The organism is Lysobacter sp. P5_B12 (assembly GCF_056400425.1).
Genome location: NZ_JBFULG010000015.1, coordinates 11,854 through 29,514 on the forward strand (window position 1 = coordinate 11,854; position 17,661 = coordinate 29,514).

Consider the following 17,661-nt stretch of genomic DNA (forward strand, 5'->3'; position numbering starts at 1 on the left):
TACCCAAATCGGACATCGCGAATTCTTCAGTCGTCGTTGACGATCGTGCCGAGCGCCTGCGCATCTCCAACGGTCGCACCGGTGACGCTTGCGAGGTTGACGACGAACGTCTCGTTCGCTTCCTTCGCGATGTCGCCCTTGATGGTCACGTTGAACACTTTGCTCGTGGTGCCCGCGGGGATCGATCGTCCGGCCAGGGCGAGCGCGGCGTAGTCCGTTCCCGCGGCGGCCGTCTTGTTGGCGGTAGCAAGATTGAAGGTCACGGGGCTCGCCGAAGCCACCGAGAGCTTCACGGTGAAGGTCAGCGTCTTCGTACCACTGTTGCCTTCCGCGACGCTGGCGTCGGCGATGCTCAGGACGGTGTCGTCGTTGCGGATCGTCCCCACTGCCTGCGCATCGGCGAGGATGGCGCCCTTCACGCCCGACACGTTGACGTAGAACGTCTCGTTTCCTTCCACCGCAGCGTCGCCGTTGACCGGCACCGAGACGATCGCACTGGTGCTTCCTTGCGGAATGGTGACGCCGACGCGGCTGGTGGCCGTGTAATYGCTCCCTGCTGCCGCAGTGCCGTTGGTCGTCGCGATGTTGAAGGTGACCGGCACGACCGTGGGCTTGGCCAGCGAGACCGTGAAGTTCGCCGTTTTCGTGCCGGTGTTGCCCTCGACGATGGATGCGTCGGCGATGGCAAGCTTCGGGGTGACGACGTAAGTCGTCGAGACGCTCGCCGTGTGCAGCGCGCCCAGCGGGCTGCTCACCGCGGTGCCGATGCCGTAGCTGCCGCCGACGGCGGTCGTGGGCGAGGTGACGTTCAGCACTGCGCTGTCGCTCGCGCCCGGGGCCAATGCGATGCTCGTCCTGCTGAGCGTGCTGGCCCAACCGGCGGGCGCGCTGCGCGCCAGGACGAAGCCCGTCGCGGGGCAACCGCTGCTGTCGCGGTTGCTGATGCTGAGCGTGTAGGTGACGGTCGTACCCGGGGCGACGACAGCGCCACCACCGGTCAGCGACACCATCGGTGCGACGCGCGTGCACGTCGATGCGACGTCGTAGATTGCCGACGCGTTCGCCGTGTGCTGTACGCCGACCGCGCTGCTCGCCGCGACGCCGATGCCGTAGCTGCCGACGGGGGCGGCCGTGTTCGACACGACGTCGAGCCCCACGCTGGCGGTCTGTCCCGGGCCCAGTGCAACGCTCGTCGCGTGGAGCGTGCCGGTCCAGCCGGCGGGCACGCTGCTCGCGAGGGAGAAGGACGTCGATTCGCACGAGCTGCCGTCACGATTGGTGACAGTCAAAACGTAGGGCACGCGGGCGCCGGCGAGGACCCCGGTGCCACCCCCTGTCAACGAAACCGAGGGCGCGGCGCGCGTGCAAGGCGGGATGACCCCGTAATAGGCCTGCAAAACGCTTTGCGCAGTGTGCAAGGCGCTGTCCGGACTGGTCGTCGCCGCCCAGATCTTGTACTGGCCGAGCGCGGCGCTCGTGGGCGATGTGACGTTGAGCGTCGTGTAACCGGTCATGCCCGGCTTCACCGTCAGTGCGGCCATTCCGGGCGTGCCGGTCCAGCCGGTGGGCACGATACCGTTCAGGGCGAAGGTGGTCGCGGGACAAGCGATGCTGTCGTGGTTGGCGACCTGCAACTCGTATTCGACGGCAGTGCCGGCGACGGCCGACCGATTGGGGCCGACCCAAACCTCGGGCGCTGCGCGGGTGCAAGTCGGTGCGCCGAATTGCACGTCGATGTCGGCACCGTTGGCGTCGGTCGACACCAGCGTCAGGGTGACGCCCGAATCCGGGTCGTAATGGCTTTGTCCGACCGCCAGTGCGCCGTCGGCCGCCTCGTAGAAGTATTGCGTCGACGAACCCGGGCTCATGTCGAGCTGGTAGCTCGAATCCGGATCGCCTTCGGTCGCGGTGCGCACCATCACGCCCTGGGTCACGTTGCCGGTGTTGGCGAGCACGCTGTCGCCACCGATGGGCTGGCGGTATTCGACGTAGAACCACAGCTTGTTGCCCAGCGGATCGGTGCCGCGCCGAATCTTGATTGCCTTGGGGCCGACCGTACTCGCCGAATACGGCTCGATCGAATAACGCCCACCGGTGGTGACCGTGGTGATCGGCGGGGAGATGCCGTCGTTGAGCCAGCCCAGGCGTTCCTTTTCGAACGGATTGAACTGGCCGGGGCGGTTGTTGCCCATCAGGTCGGCGGCATCGCCGTAGTTGTATCGGATGCAATCCTGGCCATACACGCCGGTGTCGCAGTCCAGCGAATGCGCGTGGTACAGGCCGTAGTTGTGGCCAAGCTCGTGGCCCACCACCTGCAGCGTCATCGCGCCGTTGGCCCACGCCTGCGTGTTGTTGCCGCCGACGACACCCAGCCCCAACCATTGGCACGCGTTCGCCGGGAACATGTACACCCGGCGCTGGTAGTCGCCGAGCTTCACACCCGCCTGCGCCGCCTTCGCGTCGGCGAGGTTCGCAAGCTGGTACGGATCGCACGCGGTCTTGCTCATCGCGATCGTGAACCAGCCGAAGGTCTGTCCCTTGAACCAGGTCTGGCCGAACGAGCTTTGCAGGTAGTGGTTGCTGGTGTCGCCGAACACGAGGTTCTGCGCTTCGGCAACGGTCTTGGGCTGCGAGGCGTCGTCCTGGAAGTTGACGAGCAACACGGCGATCGACTGCTCGCCCATCGTGTTGGGCAGGACGGTCGTGAGCGGCTCGATGCTGCCGGCGCTGCCGTCGAGCGCGAGCACGTCGGCCTGCGCCTGGCCGCGCACACGCACGCGCGCGCCACTCTGGAGTTGCGGCGGCTTCCCTGCGAACTTGAGTTCGATGCGCTCCTGCGGCGTTTTCAGGAAATGACGCAGCGTGCTGTGGCCGTCGGCGTAATCCTCGAAGACGACTTCGAGCTGCCCTTCGAGCACGACAGGCTTGCCGATGACCGAAGGCGCGAAGGTTTTGGTCTGGGCACCGGCGGCGCCGGCGGCGAGCAGGAGGGCGACCGCGGCGATGCGGACGCAGGTGTGGCGGATCGGGAACATGAAGGTCTTCCGGGAGCAGGAGAAGGTGCACCCCCGGGGGAAGAGCGCCGCAGGATGGTGGCGTGCGGATGGCTGCCGAATCCAGCACTTCGATGGGGGGGGGGCTCGTGCCCCCCCACGCACAGCCACGGCTTGACCGAGCGGCAACCTCGATGCGTCAATGCGCCGCGATGTCGAAGGCCTCCAAAAACCCCCTCGCGAAGATCACCCTCCTGATCGTCGCGGTGATCCTTTCACCGCTGATCCTCGCTGGCCTGTTGGTGCATGCCCTCTGGTCGGCGCTCCTCTCCCTCGCCGTTTGGGCGACGTGGTGCCGCAAGGGCCCACGCGTGTTCGTTTCGTATTCGCGCAGCCCGCATTGGCAGGCCAGGTTCGAGGACGTCCTGATTCCGCGATTGCCGTCGACGGCGATCGTCGTCAACTGGTCTGACCGGAAGACTTGGCCAAGGCTTTCATTGCGAAGGCTCGCCTTCGAGAACTTCCTGGGGAATTTTTCGCATACGCCGTCGGTGATCGTCTTCAGGCCCTTTCGGCGCTCGCGGGTGTTTCGGTTCCATGAGGCGTACATGCGCTTCAAGGCGGGCGATCAGTCGCAGGTGCTCGAGCAAGAGGCTGCGTTGTTCAGCGCCGTCGGCGACTTCATCGGCTAACGAACCGCGCGCGAATCGGCGCCGAACGCAGCAAGGCGAAGACCGACGCCCACGCCACCGCCAAGGCCACCAGCAGCGCCGCATGCAGGTCGGACATCGCCCGCACGATGGGGACAGGCGAGAGAAAGAGCGAAGCCACCAGGCAAGCAACGGCGAGGACCGTCGTCCACAACGCCATCGGACGCGCCCACACGCGAAAGCCGTACAGCCCGACCGCAGCGACCGACATCAGCAGCAGCGCCAGGACACCGAGGGGCACGACCAAAAAACCCACCATCATCGCGAGCTGTTCGCCGGTGACTGGTTCGCCGAGTTGCGTGAGCGGCAGCGTCATCCTGACTGTCACCGGCAGGAACAGGAGGGCGGCGGCGGATGCGAGCGCAAGCAGGATCGCGCTGCGGAAAATGCGGACCATGGGTGGGCGTGCACCTGTGTTGGGCGATGGAGGATCTTACTCGCGGCCGCTATCCTGATCACATGACCACCGCCGACGACACCGGCATGAAGCCGGCAGCGCGCGCGACAGCATCTGAGGGCTTTCATGACGTATCACGCAAGCCTCCATGGGGGAGCTATGGGGAAGATCATCGTCAACCTGATTGTCTGCGCCCTCGCCTTTCCGATCGTGTCTGCGGTCGCATCGCTGATGCGGTTCGCCTGGTCCGACGCTTTCGTAGCCAACCGCACCTTCACCGAATATCTCGGTTTCATCGCGGGCAACACGCTGCTGTCGTGGGCCTATTACTTCATCTACTTTTTCGCAGTGGGCATTGGCCTTCCGGCGCTCCTGCGGACAAATCGGCCAGTGGTTTGGGCCGCCTGCTTCGGGCTCGCATACTCGCTTTACCGGTGGATCGCCTTCGCAGACATCATCTTCGTACCGAGTACGTCCGTGTACGTGAGTATCGCCGGGGACCATGTCATGCCCGTACTCGGCTGTGTCATCGGGGCCATGCTCGGCGGGAGGTTGCGCGGCAAGTCACTCGCCGCCGATAGCGCCACTTTCGGGTAGCCAGCCGCTGTAAAACTGACCTGGCACAGGCGGTGAATACCATTACTAACGTGGCGGATCGTCGCGTCGATCTCGGCATGGGCGATTGTCGCGAGTTTCTCCCTGGCGTTGTTCACAGCTTTGCATTTCGCCGCGACTGGCCGGTCGTTCCAGGTCCGCCAAAGCGGACATTCCGCCCGCTCTTGTTGGCCGAGGCCACGTTGCATAAGCTCGCGGTCAAGGGGCGATTCGCATCCCATTCGCAGGACGTGGGTGATGACGCGATATTTCGATTTGAAAGCGCTTGGGTACGGCGTCGCAACGTTCCTGCTGGGCGTCCTGGCTTTGATGATCGCGGGAACTGTCGCGGCGAATTCGGCCCCTTCGGTTGCTCGCGTGGCGTTGGGGGTCATGCAAGCAGGCGTTAGCCTCATCCCGGCAGTTGCGGGATATGTGTCGGCCCGTCGCGCCTCAAGCAGGCCGATCCTCCACGGCACGTTTGCGGGGGCGCTTGGTACCGCCGTGTACCTTTGCGTCACGGTTTATCTCTTTCCGTACCCGAGCCAACAATTTCCAATGCTCGTAGCGGTCTATGCGCTCATAGCTGCGCTAGGGGCAATTTTTGGCAAGCACCGTCGCGACAAATCTGGTCGCTAGGTCTTGGTCAGGCCACGTCCCGACTCCTCGTCCACAACGCTTGAGAGGTGATAGTCATGAGCTCGCGCCGCGAATCTCTTCGAGTCGTCTTCGTTCTCGCCACCTTTGGTCTCCTGAGCCTTTTCAGCATGCTCGCCCGCCCGAGCCTCGCCAACATTCGGGCGGTGGATTTCGTGCATCTCATCGGCACAGGTATGTGTTTTGGCGGCGCCCTCGTGGCCTTTGCCTGGTCACGTTTGCAGTAGTTCAGAGGCGCGGGAGATGCGATGTTGGAAAAACCATGTTCGAAAGCTGGTCAAGGCGACCGGGCTCGTCCTCGCGATTGTGGCGGGCTGGAATTTCCTGGGGGATTGGTTTGCGCCAGACGCCTGTCTCGATTTCGGTGGCAGCTTTGACTATCAGGCCTGGCGCTGTAGCTACACGGACGATCACCCGTACATCCACGTGCCGGTTTACGACCTGTTTTCTTTCTGGCTGTTTGTCATGGCCGTAGGTGTTGCGTTGACGGCTTTCGTTTGGCTTCGGCCCCGTCGCTGGGCGACTGGCTCAAGGACAGTGATTCGATGACCGCGCTTGTCGTGCTGCCCGGCCTGGACGGCACCGCCAGGATGCTGCCCGTCTTTGCCGATGCGGCGCGGCCGCATTTTTCAAGCGTGCAGGTGATTGCTTACCCGCGCCACAGACCGCTTGGTTATCGCGCCCTTGAAGAACTCGTGCGAGCGCAGCTACCCACCGAGGGCGCGTTTGTCCTTCTCGGCGAGTCGTTCTCAGGACCGATCGCAATGTCCATCGCCGGCAATCCTCCAGCCGGGCTTGTCGGTTTGGTGCTTTCAACAACGTTCTCGAAAGCGCCGATTCCGCTCCTCACCCCGCTCGCATCGTTTGCGGCCATCGCTCCGGTCCGACGCTTACCGACCGCGCTCCTTTCGTGGTTCCTGTTGGGGCGATGGTCGACGCCCGAATTGCGGTCCTTGCTTGCGTCTGCATTGGCGTCGGTTTCACCTTCCGTGTTGCGGTCCAGAGCCGCCGCCGCACTGCGAGCGGATGTTTCCGCCAGCTTGGGCGCGATCTCCGTTCCGGTCCTGTACCTTCGAGCCACCCAGGATCGGCTGCTTCCATCCACGGCAGTCGACCCGATCACTGCAGCCATTCCCCACCTCGCGGTGGTCGAGATCCCCGGCCCGCATCTGCTGCTCCAGGCCGCACCGGAGCGCAGCGCAAAAGTGATCGCTGATCATTGGGTTGGGCAGGCACGCTAAGTTGAATAAAGCTGGCGTGTCTGCTTTCGACCCATAGCGGTCATCGAGCAGGCTATGGTCAGCCCGGCCAACTGCGCTTCGTCATGCGGCGCGTTGGCGCCAGGGGCCAGCTCGCCGTCGCCGCGCGGGTAACATATCTCCCTTCGCTCACGCCCCAGAATCGCAAAAGGAAGTCGTGTCCAAGATGAAGATCCGATCGCTCTCCATGATCTCCGTGGCGCTCGCCCTGCCTGTGGCCCCGGTACACGCCGCATCGGACAATTCGGAAATTCAGGCTGTGATCGAGTCATTCCGCACTTCGATCATTCAAAAGGATCGGGAGCGTTTCCTCGGCCTCTTCGTGCAGGCTGACGTTCCATGGCAAAGCGTGGTCGATGACGAATCGCTCGCCCAGATAAAGCGCAAGCGCCCCGAAGCCATCAAAGCCAGGTTCAAGCAAGAGAACAACCCCGTTGCATTCATCGATGGGGTCGTCAAGAGCAGCAACGCAAGCGAAGAAACGTTCTCCAACATCAAGATCGATTCGGATGGAGAAGTGGCTGCGGTTTCGTTCGACTACGCGTTCCTGTCGAATGGTCGGCCGACCAACTGGGGTAAGGAATGCTGGCTAATGGTCAGAACCGAGCAGGGCTGGAAGATCACAACGGTCGCTTACTCAGTCACGCTACCACCAGCACCCAAGGAAGGCTGAAGAGTCCTTCATGAGTTGCAGATCCTTTCAGGGTCGGCCTGGCAAATGCGTCGGCGAATGACCGCTTCTGGCCGAAAGCGGTCACTCGGGAATTGATGCTGTGACCCCCGTGATTCTCAGAGGAGCAAGCTGCTCGTGTTTGAAGTGCTACCAGGGCTTCCCCCTTACGGAGACCTGCCCAAGCTAATTAGTGTCACGGGCTCGACCGTTTACAGGGAGGGCTACGTAATCCGCTTTTTTACGGGTACGCCGGAACAGTGGGTTGGCAACTTCCAGCTGCGGCTTGTGTTCTTTTGAGCAGGCAGTCGCTCTTTCCGACAGGAGGCATGTTCTCGTAATAGCTGGTGGCACAGCTTATGTCGTGGACGCTACGACGAAGTCAATCATCGAGTCGTTTGGAGGGCAGATTGAATCCTGCACGCCAACTCCGGACGCAAGTGGCTTCGTTCTTTCAGCCTTGACGGACGTTCAGCTCGTTAACGGTTCCGGTCGGGTGTGGCGGAGTCGTCGGCTTGCATGGGATGGATTGCGCGTCCTCCAAGTAACACTCCACGAGATCCTCGGCGAGGCCAGGCACCATGATGACTCTTGGCATCCCTTTCGGGTCAATCTCTCGAATGGCCAAGCAACGGGCGGCGCATATCCTGGACCTGAGCCCTGACAATCCATCCGACGCCGCTTTCGCGGCGAGGCTAAAGCCATTTCTAAATGTCCGCTTCTGGCCGATAGCAGACATTCGACCATGACCGCTTTCGACCCAAAGCGAACACGCGATCCCTGGGCGCTTCCGGAGTTTTTTCCCCCGTTGGCGCATCGGCTTGATAGCGGACGCGCGCTGATAAAGTCCATGTTCGCTGATCATCGTCCCTGAGCTGAAGGACCCGATCGCATGAAGTTTGCCGATGGTCAATTCAACGAAGAGTTCCTGACGAGCGTTGGCGAGCAGGCGGTGCGCTTGCTGCATGGGCGCGAATACGACGCGCTCGCTGATAAGTTCCGCTACGCCCTTGCGCGGGGCCGTCCGACGGCCGACGCAATTCGGCAAGACGTGGCTGAGAGTCTGCGCGCCGCGGGCGGGGAGTTGGCTTCGAACGCAACGCCGAAGACTTCAATCAGTTGGCTCGAACCGAACGATACCGGCCTGTTGGCGGTTATTGAATGCAAGCTACCCGTCGACGGGGGTAGCGGCAATGTGCTTATCGAGCTGGTCGTCACGGCAACGCCTGAGTCGAAGCACGTCACCTTGGAAGAGGTGAGTTACGAGCCGGCCGGCGGAACGACCCTGCGCTACACCCGCGATGGCAAGGAAATCCGCTCGAAGCCGTGGTGGAGGTTTTGGTAGTCGCCGTGCTCTCACGCACAGAACCCCTTTAGCGACTGGCGTCCTCGGCCAGCTGAAGTCGGAAAGGAGAACCTGGGCCCTTGGCCGATTACTGCTTGGTGAGTGGCAGCTTTCGGCCAGAAGCGGACATTTTCACGCGTGAGTCGCCTTGCCTGTGGGCTGGCTTTCGACTGTGCTAACCGCGCTTGCGTCTTCGGAACGCCCGGACGTAGAAAAAAACAAGATAGAGACATGCAAGTCCGAAGAAGCAAGGGAAGTACCACGCAAATCCCCGCATTCCAGCGAACAGGATGCAGGCGATCGCCACTAGAACTGCCACGTCAATCCAGATCGACTTCGCAATCGCCAACATGACATTGTCTCCTTTGACGTCGAGTTCGCCGTCCGAGGCCAGCGGCGCGCCAAAGGTACCGCGGCGCGTATCGCGGTGTCCGCTATGGGTCGAAAGCGGACATTTGACACCAGACTGACCTTGTTAGAATTCAGCGATGGGGAAAGAGGACATGCCGCGTCGAGCCCAGTGGCTCGCCAGATTCCTGCTGCTGATCAATGCGGCATTCGTCGCTTTCGCCGCAGCCTTGGCCTACTCACCGCATACCGACGCAATCTTCTGGCTTCTCGCGGCGCTATCGGCGCTGCTGTTTGTCGTCGCACTGTTCGGTCCGGCGCGGCTCCGGAGTTACTTCATCGGAATCTGGTGCTAGCTGTTCCGTGTTCGCTCCTGGCCGAACGCGGAAGAGTTGCCACATCTTCACAATCCATCGACGTATTCCAACGTCATCTGAATGCGGGCAATGACTCCGGCGAAAAGGCCGCTATATTCGGGATCCCCCCCGACGAGGAGTGTGGAAATGTTGATGACCAAGCAATCCCTGACAACGGCGCGTGCGCTCGGCGTGGCGCTTGTCGCCGCCCTGAGTCTTGGCGCCTGCAAAACCTACGACACCGAGTTCGCGACGATCAACTCGCGCCTGGATCAACTCGACACGAAGGTGCAAGGTGCGGCCCAGAGCGCCGAATCCGCCAATCAGGCCGCGCAGCAGGCCAACCAGCGACTGGATTCGTTGGAAGGCCGCGTCCAGAAGCTCGAAACGGCACCGCCCCGCAAGCCGCGCGGTTAATCACGCTCGCGGTAACGAGGTGTGAACCCAGGACCCGGTGGCCTTTGCTGGCCACGGGTCCGTTTTCTTGACCCGATCTTCGTTCCAAGGAACCGTCCCATCCGCATGTGCAGACACCCTGCGATTCGCGCCGCTTGTGGCGCGCTGGTATTGACGTTGGCGTTCGCAAGCTTCGGCGTGGCCCGCGCCCAGGATGCCGCCGCCGAACCCGTGGCCGCCGTCGACCAGCTTCCGGAAGGCCAAAAAGTGTCCGACACCGTGATTGCGCTCGCGGGCTGGGTTGTCGCAACGAAGGACAGCCAGGGCTATCCGTTCGCGGTCATCGACAAGGCCGCCGCACAGATCCTGGTGTTCGGCGGCGACGGCCGGCTTCGCGGTGCGGCACCGGGGCTCTTTGGCTCGGCGGTCGGCGATCATTCGGCGCCCGGCATCGCCGGTCTCGCGCTTCGCGAAATTCCTGGCAAGGATCGCACGACGCCCGCGGGTCGCTTCGTGGGCGGTTTCGGGCCATCGATCGACGCCGGGCGCGTGCTATGGGTGGACTACGATTCCGCGATCTCCATGCACCCCACGGCGACTGGCATCCCCGCCGAGAAACGCGCCGAACGTCTTGCATCGCCTTCGCCGGACGACAACCGCGTTACGCATGGCTGCATCAACGTCTCGCCCGAGTTTTACGAGCAGATCATCCAACCGATGTTCGAGCGCGGTGGGGTGTTCTACATCTTGCCGGACACGGCGCCGCTGGCGGAGACATTCCCGGAGTTCGCGCACAGTCGGGAGACTGCGCAAGGCAACGATCTGCCCGTGAACTGAAAGCGCGGTGTTGCTCAGGTTCGGTCCCGGCTGCGTCTACTTCGCTGCGTGCGCGACAACTTCCCCGGCAGTGATCTGCGGCGGGTTCGGAAGCAATGGCGCCATGTTCTCGTGCACCCAGGCCGCAGCCTGCCTGGTGGATTCTTCAACACCGGCCCGGTCCTGGAAGACGCTCGTCGAAATCATCACGCCGCCCCCGGCGTCCGCCCAGTAGTAGGCAACGAACCCCGGCACCTTGCTGATGAGTGGCACGAAGCTTTCGTTGACCCGCCGCCCCGCCTCGCCAGGATCGGTCACGCCTTCATACCGCCGAGTCGTCGCATACATGTCGCACCTCCTTTCGAGCGTGGACGTAAAACCAACGTAACGGTTTGGCCGATTCAACGCGGCCAGCGTCGCCGTGTTCGAAGTCGGCAGCCGTAGCGGTGGACGCGTGCTTTACCCTCCCAAAAATCCCCGCCATAGTCGGTTGTGCATCGACGGAACAGGAGAAGGCAATTGATTCTTGGGTTACGAACTGCCATTTACCCGGTCAACGATTTGGCAGCTGCAAAGCAGTGGTACGCACAAATCCTCGAGTTACCGCCCTACTTCGACGAGCCGTTCTACGTCGGCTTCAACGTCGGCGGATTCGAGCTTGGCCTGATACCGGATGGCGAGCCTGGTGTGATGGGGCCGCAACCGCTGTGGGGAGTGGCGGACGCATCGCAGGCTTTCGCAAGGCTCATTGCGCTTGGTGCAAGATCGTTGGACGCCGTCGCCGATGTCGGTGGTGGCATCAAGGTTGGCGCTGTCACCGACCCGTTCGGCAATAGGTTCGGCATCATCGAGAACCCACATTTCGATACGGCCAGTGTCAGGTGAGGCGGCCTGACAATTCATGGTCGACCTGCAGGAAGAACCGCACCATTTCAGCGGACGCATCGGGCCCCTGCGGATCGGTGTAGGTGCCATCGACGCTTCCGCCGGACCACGCGTGACCCGCGCCATGGATCCGCCAGAACTCGACCAGCACATCACCCCGTGTCGTGGTGTAAGTGGACCGGGTATAGGCCCGGCCAGTGCCTTCGCCGCCGCTCACGTGTTTTTCCGGTGCAAGCGTCGCGGCGTTCCCGATCGCCTGCCTGACGAGTGTGTCGGCATTGCTCGGGACCACGGTCGTGTCGCGGTCGCCCTGGAACACGATCAATGGTGTGTGCGTGGCCGATCTTCGCGCGGGCACATCGTGGATGGGGGCGGAGGCGACATCCTGGCCGCCCATTGCCGCGAAGGCTGAAGGGACGTCATGCGCCGCGCGATAAGGCAGCCCGGAATGGGAACCGACAGCCGCAAACACATCCGGATAGGTGGCGCCGAGGATCACCGCCATGGCAGCGCCCGCTGAGAGACCGGCCACGTAAACGCGCTTGGAATCGGCGGCGTACTCGCGCGCGATCTCCTCGGCCAGAGCGGCGAGCAGCGCAGGCTCACCGCCACCACGCGTCTGATCGCCCGGTCGGAACCAATTCCAGCATCTGGAACCATTGGCTTTCGCGGGTTGCGCTGGGTATGCCACCAGGAATCCATGCTGCTCGGCAAGCACGTTCATTCGCGTGCCGGCTGCAAAATCATCAGGCGACTGCGTGCAGCCGTGAAGCATCACCAACAATGGCATGTGCGCATCCACGCGGTGTTGCGACGGCACGTAGAGCTTGTAGACGCGCTTACCCGCACGGTGGACGAATGCACGCTCCACGAATGTGCCGGGCAGCGGTGCAGAGGGCGCGTGTCGACGAGAGCGCCCCGCCTGTTTCAGAGGCCCCGGCGCAGGCAATCCCGAAAGGCCGGCGGCAGCCAACGCATCGTTGATCGTCTTCCCGATTTGCGCTTGCAACGCATCGACATCGGCGGAGGCGTCGGGCCGAGGGAGCGTGATCGATCTGCGGGAGAAAAGCTTGGTCAGAAACGGCAAGGCGGTATTCCAATCCGTGGGGGATGGTGCGCTGCACCAATTCCACGATGGCGTCTACAGCGTGAGCCGCACATGACGGTTTCATGTTTATCGATTCAACATCGGAGTCCGGTCAGGGCGCTTGGGTATCGAGTCCGACGCCCGAGCGGATCAGCAAGTCCGCCATTCGCTCGCGAACGGGATTGACGAAGGGGAAGGTGACTTCCTTGACGACAACGAAGACTTCCCCCGTTTCCACCCCACTATTCGTCCAAACGACGCTGGAGATGACGCCGTCGGTCACACGAACCGTCCTGGCGCGAACAAGAAGGTCGGCCGTCAGTTCTTCAAGCTTGAGCCGCACGGGAACGCTTGCCACAGGGATCACCCCCTCGACGTATGGTCGACAGGGGCATCGAGGCGTGCACCGGTAAAACGTCGGAAAGGCTCCTCCGTAAAACTACGGGTTCGCCAGACCGTAATGGCGAAACTTTCGCCAGTCCGACGCCTGTCCTGAGTGCAACTCGGAGGATGACCATGCGCAGTTGACGGAAACGCACGCGCGAGCGGAGGTACGTTCACGCTGGGAGAAGGAGTTCAAGACAGCGCCAAACGCTTTTACCTGTCGCAGCCATTTGGCTTGTGCCCCCCGCCCCAACGCCTGACAATTCGTCCAAGCCGACGCCACCTCGCGGCGCGGCGCAACTCAGGTGTTGGCTGCCGATGACGCGAAAAGCACTCGCTCTCTGGATCGCCGCGCAGGTGGTCGTGTTCGTATTCACCATGCTGACGTTCTTCAGCCTGGCACCGTGGGAGGGGACCGAGCCAATCTCGAAAGCGCCGCCTGAGGCTCGACAGGCACTGCCGGCGCGGTGTCCGGCGTTCTCCGTAAATCACGGAACGTACATCTGCGAGTGGCGCGGTACCAAGCAATCCAATCCAGCAGGCTACTGGACCAACGAGGTGCTGTTCGACATCGGGGTGGCGTTCCTGATCTTCACAGGACTAACCGGTCGCGGCCTCCAATTGCCCCCGCCGTGGGGGGCGCATCCGAAGCGCGCGGAACCGGTGGATCAAGGCGGCGGCTGACAATTCGCCAAGATGGCAACGCGGACGCGTGAGTCCGCGTATCCGCGCCCCTCCCGAAGGAGAGACGCGGACCGTGTGTCGATTACGGCTGCCCTTCGTAGGGCTGCACGCTCCAGCCGATGCCGACCGCCGGCATCGTCCGCTGCGTGGCGTTGTTGGCGTTGCGCCACAACGTATTCGCACCGGTGTTGCTTTCGCGCCAGACCAGGTCGGCGATGCCGTCGTTGTCGTAATCGCCGGCGGCGACGACCTTCCAGTTGGGGTTGGTCACGCCGACGACCGCTTGCACCCGGGTGTTGTTCGCCGACTTCCAGATCGTGTTCGCGCCCGTGCCCGAGTTGCGCCACAGGATGTCGGARGCSCCATCGCCGTTGAAGTCGGCGACCGCGGCGATCTTCCAGGCCGGATTGGTCGCGGCGATSGCGCGCGGCGTCTGCGAGTTGGCACYRCGCCAGATCGCATTGGCGCCGGTGACGGTGTTGCGCCACAACAGATCGGACTTGCCGTCGCCATCGAAGTCGCCCACGCCGCCCAACACCCACTGCATGTCGGCCTGCGTGGTGACGATCAARCGCGTGCCGGCGCTGGCCGAATACCACACCTGCTGCGCACCGGTACTCGCGTTGCGCCAGAACAGGTCGGACTTGCCGTCGCCATCGAAGTCGCCCACGCCCGCGACCTTCCAGGCCTGGTCGGTCAAGGTCGGCACCGCGATGCGCGTGTTCGTGTTGCCCGCGCGCCAGATGGTGTTGGCACCCGTGCTCGTGTTGCGCCACACCAGGTCCGACTTGCCATCGGCGTCGAAGTCGCCCTGCCCCACGAGTTTCCATTCGCTCGGGTTGGTCGCGATGGCCTGCGTCGTCGTGTTCACCGCGCCCAGCCACATTGCGTTGGTGCTTGCGCTGTCACGCCACACCAGGTCCGACTTCGCATCGCCGTTGAAATCGTTGGGCGTGATGCGCGGAAGCTGCGCGCGCAGGATGCGGCCGTTGTCGCACGAGACGTAGAGGAAGCGGGCACGGATTGCGAGGCCGTAGGCATAGCACGGGAAGCCGCCGATCGTTTCGATCTTCCCCGTCGGCGTGACGCGGCGCACCGAACCCGCGGATGCGAAGTAGACGCCGCTGGAATGCGCCGCCAGGGCGATGACGTTGCCCAGGTGCGCGCCGAGTGCGTTCCCGCCTTCGCCGGAGAAGCCACCGGGCCACGGCGCACCTTCGTCGTTAGCGATGCCGGCGACACGGCGGACGATGCCGTCTTTGCCGACCTTGCGGATCACGTTGCGCGAATCGAGGAAGAACACGACGCCGTCGCTGTCGACCGCGAGATACGTGGGATTCGGAACGCTCGCGCTAGTCGCCGCGCCGCCGTCGCCCGCGCCGCCGAGCGTGCCGTTGCCGGCGATGGTGTGCGCGATATTGGTCGCGGTGTCGACCATGCGGATGCGCGATGCGGTGTAATCGGCGATGTAAAGGTTGTCCGAACCGTCGGTGGCGATGCCGCGCGGGTTGAGGAACAGGGAAGTCGCGGTCACGTATTCGCCCTCGTACCCGCCGCCGCCCGCGATGATCACGAGATCCCCGTTCTTGACCCTGGCGACGAATCGGTTCGAGCGGTCGGCGATGTACACATATCCCGTGGACGACGTCGCGATCCCGCCGAGGACCGGGAAGGATTGGAACAACGGATTGCACGGCGTGCCACACCACGAGCCGACGCCGCCATCGCCGGCGAAGTTGTACAGCTTGCCGCCGGTGAGCCTGCGCACGCGATGCGCAGGGTAGCGGTCGGCGATGTACACGCTGCCGGCGGCGTCGACCGCCAGTCCGGTCACGTAGCTCATCCTGCCCGACAAGGCCGGCGTGCCATCGGGCTGCAACAGCGGTGCGCCCGCGTACGTCGTGAGCAGAGCGCTGACGCCCGCGATCTTCTTGATGCGGCCGTTGTCGAGATCGGAGAAATAGATCTCCCCCGCCGCGCTGACGGTGATGCCGTCGACGAAGCCGAAGTCGGCGCTAACCGCGGGCGTCCCTTCCGGCGAGCTCTGGCAGTAATCCATGCCGAACGTCGTGGCCGACGTGCCGGTGAACACCTTGATCGTGCAGTCGTCGCCGACGTAGACGGTCCCGGCCGTGTCCACTTCGATGGAATCGGGGTAGAGGAAATCACCGGCATACGTGGTGATCGTGCCGGTCGTCGAGACCCGGCGCACCGCCCGGTTGTATGAATCGACGATGTAAAGATTGCCGGTCGCATCCAGCGCGATGCTCGTGGGATGGTCGAGTTGCGCAGCGGTCGCCGCACCACCGTCGCCCGTGTAGCCGGCGACGCCCGAGCCCGCATAGGTGCTGATGATGCCGGCCGGCGTGATCCTGCGGACGACGTGCGCCGTGGAATCGGCCACGAACACATTGCCCGCGGCATCCACGTCGATGGCTTCCGGGAACGGGATGCCCGCGTTCGTCGCCGGTCCACCGTCGCCGCTGTTGATGTAGCTGCCGTTGCCGGCGATCGTGGTGATCGTTCCGTTGGTCGCGATGCGGCGCACGCGGCGATTGCCGGTGTCGCCGAAATACAGATTGCCGGCGTTGTCGAACCGCAGCCCCGCCGGATGATTGATCAGTGCCTGCGAGGCAGGACCGCCATCGCCGGCGAAGCCCGTATTGCCGCCGACGACCGTGGTGATCACACCAGCGGGCGTGATCTTGCGAATGCGGTTGCCCTGGTACTGCGAGACGTAGAGGTTGCCGTTCTTGTCGAAGACCAGGTCGGCGGCACTGCTCATGTCCGCTGCGCTGGCCTGCCCGCCATCACCGGTCCAACCGCCCGCGAGCAACTGGAAATTGAACGTCTGCGCGGCCGCGCTTCCGATCCCCAACAAAACCAATGCAGCGCACGCCACCAGGCGCCCGCGGTTGCGCAGGCGCTTGCCTTGAGACTTCGTCACTTGTGATCCCCTGTTCGAAAGTACATCCCCGGCGACGACTATAGCCGCCACGGGAGTCGGAGCGGGACTTCACGCAAACTCGCGCGCGCCACCGATCGTCACCAGGACAACGCAAGAAGACATCGCGTCAGCGTGCATGGTCCATGCGCTGCGCAAGGCACCTTGAAGTCACGCTACGACACTTGGCGCTGGGAGATTCGCAACCTGGGCACTGCGACGATCACGGCCACGAACGGCGACACATTTGTCCTGGGCAACCCGGACCAAGCGTCGTCGCTAGCGGATGACGGCTCTGGACCCTGATGGCGAATCCGGCAGAGTCGCCCCGATCATGCCTTTTTCGCCCATGCCGAGCACCAGCCTTTGGCCGCCACCGAGTTCTGCGGGAAGATCTGGCAAGGACCGTAGGCGTCTGCCTTGGCGCCCTTGTAGAAGTTGCAGTTGGCGCAATGGCTGCCTGCCTTGAACGAGGGGTGTTTTACCTTCGTGGCATCTTCGGTGTAGGCCAAGGCTTTGGCCTGGGCATTGTCCAGGGGAAGCTTCGGTAGCTTGGCAGCAGCGGGCGCCGTTTGGCCGGACGTGGCGTCCAGCGCCAGTGTCGCGAAGGCGGTTGCCGTGACGGCCTGGGCGAGGAAGCGGCGACGGGAAGGATCGTGCGTGTGCATGGCTCCACCTCCGAATGCCGAATTATGCGCCCGCGTCGGCCCGTGGGTGCTGTCGCCCACACGGGGGGCGCCGAGTCCCTATTACTCTGAGAATTACTACTTCAAGCACAGACACCAACAATGGATCTTTCGCAGCTCGAACTACATGACGCCAATCTGCTCAGAGTTGAAGTTGATCCCGTCTCCCGCACGGCCGAAGTGCGGCTGGCCTACTACCCGAGTCCAAAGTCGAAAGAGCGGGTCGTCGGCAAGCTGCGCTTCACCGGGGTCAGCCAGTTCAATCAGTTGGCCGATCTGGAGCTGCTGGAACAGCACGCCATGTTCGGGAACGTGGGCAGTTGGGTTTCGGGCGAGCGGCCTGGCGTTACCCACATCCAATTGACGCGCGGCCTCATTGCGGTCACCTCTGCTTCGGTTGAGCTGATCCCCGATGGCTGACACGAAGAGCGTAGCCATCGCTGATGCCAC

At 63.3% G+C, this 17,661-nt stretch carries 21 protein-coding genes; 14 read left to right on the top strand and 7 right to left on the bottom strand.

Annotation, left to right across the window (positions count from 1 at the left end):
* Positions 1-26 precede the first annotated feature (26 nt).
* Complete coding sequence (locus AC1DOM_RS16315; RefSeq protein WP_498965198.1) at positions 27-3,035, bottom strand: NEW3 domain-containing protein; 3,009 nt, start codon at positions 3,033-3,035, stop codon at positions 27-29.
* 68 nt (positions 3,036-3,103) lie between these two features.
* Here AC1DOM_RS16315 and AC1DOM_RS16320 point away from each other — a divergent pair, with 68 nt between their 5' ends.
* On the top strand, positions 3,104-3,685 hold the full coding sequence (locus AC1DOM_RS16320) for a hypothetical protein (RefSeq protein ID WP_498965199.1): 582 nt from the start codon (positions 3,104-3,106) through the stop codon (positions 3,683-3,685).
* Here AC1DOM_RS16320 and AC1DOM_RS16325 read toward each other — a convergent pair.
* Positions 3,675-4,100 carry a hypothetical protein gene (locus AC1DOM_RS16325; RefSeq protein WP_498965201.1) on the bottom strand — a complete coding sequence of 142 codons (426 nt, stop codon included), beginning with the start codon at positions 4,098-4,100 and terminating at the stop codon, positions 3,675-3,677. The genes AC1DOM_RS16320 and AC1DOM_RS16325 overlap by 11 nt on opposite strands.
* A gap of 159 nt (positions 4,101-4,259) precedes the next feature.
* On the opposite strand from AC1DOM_RS16325, the gene AC1DOM_RS16330 reads away from it, so the two are divergent.
* From AC1DOM_RS16330 to AC1DOM_RS16375, 10 genes are all read left to right on the top strand, one after another.
* The gene (locus AC1DOM_RS16330; protein WP_498965203.1) at positions 4,260-4,697 is read left to right on the top strand and encodes a hypothetical protein; all 438 of its coding nucleotides are present in this window, start codon (positions 4,260-4,262) and stop codon (positions 4,695-4,697) included.
* Positions 4,698-4,952: 255 nt separating this feature from the next.
* Positions 4,953-5,333, top strand: a complete 381-nt coding sequence (locus AC1DOM_RS16335; RefSeq protein WP_498965205.1) for a hypothetical protein — start codon at positions 4,953-4,955, stop codon at positions 5,331-5,333.
* Between the two features lie 56 nt (positions 5,334-5,389).
* Entirely contained in the window at positions 5,390-5,578 is a 189-nt protein-coding gene (locus AC1DOM_RS16340) for a hypothetical protein (protein ID WP_498965207.1), read from the top strand.
* Positions 5,579-5,594: 16 nt separating this feature from the next.
* A complete protein-coding gene (locus tag AC1DOM_RS16345) occupies positions 5,595-5,900 on the top strand; it encodes a hypothetical protein (RefSeq protein ID WP_498965208.1) in 306 nt (101 codons plus the stop codon).
* Entirely contained in the window at positions 5,897-6,592 is a 696-nt protein-coding gene (locus AC1DOM_RS16350) for an alpha/beta fold hydrolase (protein WP_498965210.1), read from the top strand. The genes AC1DOM_RS16345 and AC1DOM_RS16350 overlap by 4 nt, the downstream gene beginning before the upstream one ends.
* Before the next feature lie 184 nt (positions 6,593-6,776).
* Positions 6,777-7,283, top strand: coding sequence for a Cif family virulence factor (locus AC1DOM_RS16355; protein ID WP_498965285.1), 507 nt, complete (start codon positions 6,777-6,779; stop codon positions 7,281-7,283).
* Positions 7,284-8,172: 889 nt separating this feature from the next.
* Positions 8,173-8,625 carry a hypothetical protein gene (locus AC1DOM_RS16360; RefSeq protein WP_498965212.1) on the top strand — a complete coding sequence of 151 codons (453 nt, stop codon included), beginning with the start codon at positions 8,173-8,175 and terminating at the stop codon, positions 8,623-8,625.
* 488 nt (positions 8,626-9,113) lie between these two features.
* A complete protein-coding gene (locus AC1DOM_RS16365) occupies positions 9,114-9,329 on the top strand; it encodes a hypothetical protein (RefSeq protein ID WP_498965214.1) in 216 nt (71 codons plus the stop codon).
* 147 nt (positions 9,330-9,476) lie between these two features.
* Positions 9,477-9,746, top strand: coding sequence for a hypothetical protein (locus AC1DOM_RS16370; RefSeq protein WP_498965216.1), 270 nt, complete (start codon positions 9,477-9,479; stop codon positions 9,744-9,746).
* A 150-nt stretch (positions 9,747-9,896) separates the two neighbouring features.
* A complete protein-coding gene (locus AC1DOM_RS16375) occupies positions 9,897-10,562 on the top strand; it encodes a hypothetical protein (protein WP_498965218.1) in 666 nt (221 codons plus the stop codon).
* Positions 10,563-10,598: 36 nt separating this feature from the next.
* On the opposite strand, the gene AC1DOM_RS16380 is transcribed toward AC1DOM_RS16375, so the two are convergent.
* Positions 10,599-10,889, bottom strand: coding sequence for a hypothetical protein (locus AC1DOM_RS16380; RefSeq protein WP_498965220.1), 291 nt, complete (start codon positions 10,887-10,889; stop codon positions 10,599-10,601).
* Positions 10,890-11,060: 171 nt separating this feature from the next.
* Here AC1DOM_RS16380 and AC1DOM_RS16385 point away from each other — a divergent pair, with 171 nt between their 5' ends.
* The gene (locus tag AC1DOM_RS16385; RefSeq protein WP_498965222.1) at positions 11,061-11,426 is read left to right on the top strand and encodes a VOC family protein; all 366 of its coding nucleotides are present in this window, start codon (positions 11,061-11,063) and stop codon (positions 11,424-11,426) included.
* Here AC1DOM_RS16385 and AC1DOM_RS16390 read toward each other — a convergent pair.
* Entirely contained in the window at positions 11,419-12,513 is a 1,095-nt protein-coding gene (locus AC1DOM_RS16390) for an extracellular catalytic domain type 1 short-chain-length polyhydroxyalkanoate depolymerase (protein ID WP_498965224.1), read from the bottom strand. The genes AC1DOM_RS16385 and AC1DOM_RS16390 overlap by 8 nt on opposite strands.
* Positions 12,514-12,625: 112 nt before the next feature.
* The gene (locus AC1DOM_RS16395; RefSeq protein WP_498965226.1) at positions 12,626-12,856 is read right to left on the bottom strand and encodes a hypothetical protein; all 231 of its coding nucleotides are present in this window, start codon (positions 12,854-12,856) and stop codon (positions 12,626-12,628) included.
* Positions 12,857-13,215: 359 nt separating this feature from the next.
* Between AC1DOM_RS16395 and AC1DOM_RS16400 the strand changes: the two genes are divergently transcribed.
* On the top strand, positions 13,216-13,581 hold the full coding sequence (locus AC1DOM_RS16400) for a hypothetical protein (protein ID WP_498965227.1): 366 nt from the start codon (positions 13,216-13,218) through the stop codon (positions 13,579-13,581).
* 82 nt (positions 13,582-13,663) lie between these two features.
* On the opposite strand, the gene AC1DOM_RS16405 is transcribed toward AC1DOM_RS16400, so the two are convergent.
* Entirely contained in the window at positions 13,664-16,528 is a 2,865-nt protein-coding gene (locus tag AC1DOM_RS16405; RefSeq protein ID WP_498965229.1) for an NHL domain-containing protein, read from the bottom strand.
* A gap of 329 nt (positions 16,529-16,857) precedes the next feature.
* A complete protein-coding gene (locus AC1DOM_RS16410; protein WP_498965231.1) occupies positions 16,858-17,193 on the bottom strand; it encodes a high-potential iron-sulfur protein in 336 nt (111 codons plus the stop codon).
* A gap of 120 nt (positions 17,194-17,313) precedes the next feature.
* On the opposite strand from AC1DOM_RS16410, the gene AC1DOM_RS16415 reads away from it, so the two are divergent.
* Positions 17,314-17,631 carry a hypothetical protein gene (locus AC1DOM_RS16415; protein ID WP_498965233.1) on the top strand — a complete coding sequence of 106 codons (318 nt, stop codon included), beginning with the start codon at positions 17,314-17,316 and terminating at the stop codon, positions 17,629-17,631.
* Positions 17,632-17,661 lie beyond the last annotated feature (30 nt).

Bases quoted from the DNA above. Each gene is read 5' to 3' on its own strand.
- AC1DOM_RS16325 (WP_498965201.1), bottom strand. From the start codon at position 4,100: ATGGTCCGCATTTTCCGCAGCGCGATCCTGCTTGCGCTCGCATCCGCC.
- AC1DOM_RS16320 (WP_498965199.1), top strand. From the start codon at position 3,104: ATGGCTGCCGAATCCAGCACTTCGATGGGGGGGGGGCTCGTGCCCCCC.
- AC1DOM_RS16415 (WP_498965233.1), top strand. From the start codon at position 17,314: ATGGATCTTTCGCAGCTCGAACTACATGACGCCAATCTGCTCAGAGTT.
- AC1DOM_RS16410 (WP_498965231.1), bottom strand. From the start codon at position 17,193: ATGCACACGCACGATCCTTCCCGTCGCCGCTTCCTCGCCCAGGCCGTC.
- AC1DOM_RS16380 (WP_498965220.1), bottom strand. From the start codon at position 10,889: ATGTATGCGACGACTCGGCGGTATGAAGGCGTGACCGATCCTGGCGAG.
- AC1DOM_RS16345 (WP_498965208.1), top strand. From the start codon at position 5,595: ATGCGATGTTGGAAAAACCATGTTCGAAAGCTGGTCAAGGCGACCGGG.
- AC1DOM_RS16370 (WP_498965216.1), top strand. From the start codon at position 9,477: ATGTTGATGACCAAGCAATCCCTGACAACGGCGCGTGCGCTCGGCGTG.
- AC1DOM_RS16350 (WP_498965210.1), top strand. From the start codon at position 5,897: ATGACCGCGCTTGTCGTGCTGCCCGGCCTGGACGGCACCGCCAGGATG.
- AC1DOM_RS16360 (WP_498965212.1), top strand. From the start codon at position 8,173: ATGAAGTTTGCCGATGGTCAATTCAACGAAGAGTTCCTGACGAGCGTT.
- AC1DOM_RS16335 (WP_498965205.1), top strand. From the start codon at position 4,953: ATGACGCGATATTTCGATTTGAAAGCGCTTGGGTACGGCGTCGCAACG.
- AC1DOM_RS16330 (WP_498965203.1), top strand. From the start codon at position 4,260: ATGGGGAAGATCATCGTCAACCTGATTGTCTGCGCCCTCGCCTTTCCG.
- AC1DOM_RS16340 (WP_498965207.1), top strand. From the start codon at position 5,390: ATGAGCTCGCGCCGCGAATCTCTTCGAGTCGTCTTCGTTCTCGCCACC.
- AC1DOM_RS16365 (WP_498965214.1), top strand. From the start codon at position 9,114: ATGGGGAAAGAGGACATGCCGCGTCGAGCCCAGTGGCTCGCCAGATTC.
- AC1DOM_RS16355 (WP_498965285.1), top strand. From the start codon at position 6,777: ATGAAGATCCGATCGCTCTCCATGATCTCCGTGGCGCTCGCCCTGCCT.
- AC1DOM_RS16400 (WP_498965227.1), top strand. From the start codon at position 13,216: ATGACGCGAAAAGCACTCGCTCTCTGGATCGCCGCGCAGGTGGTCGTG.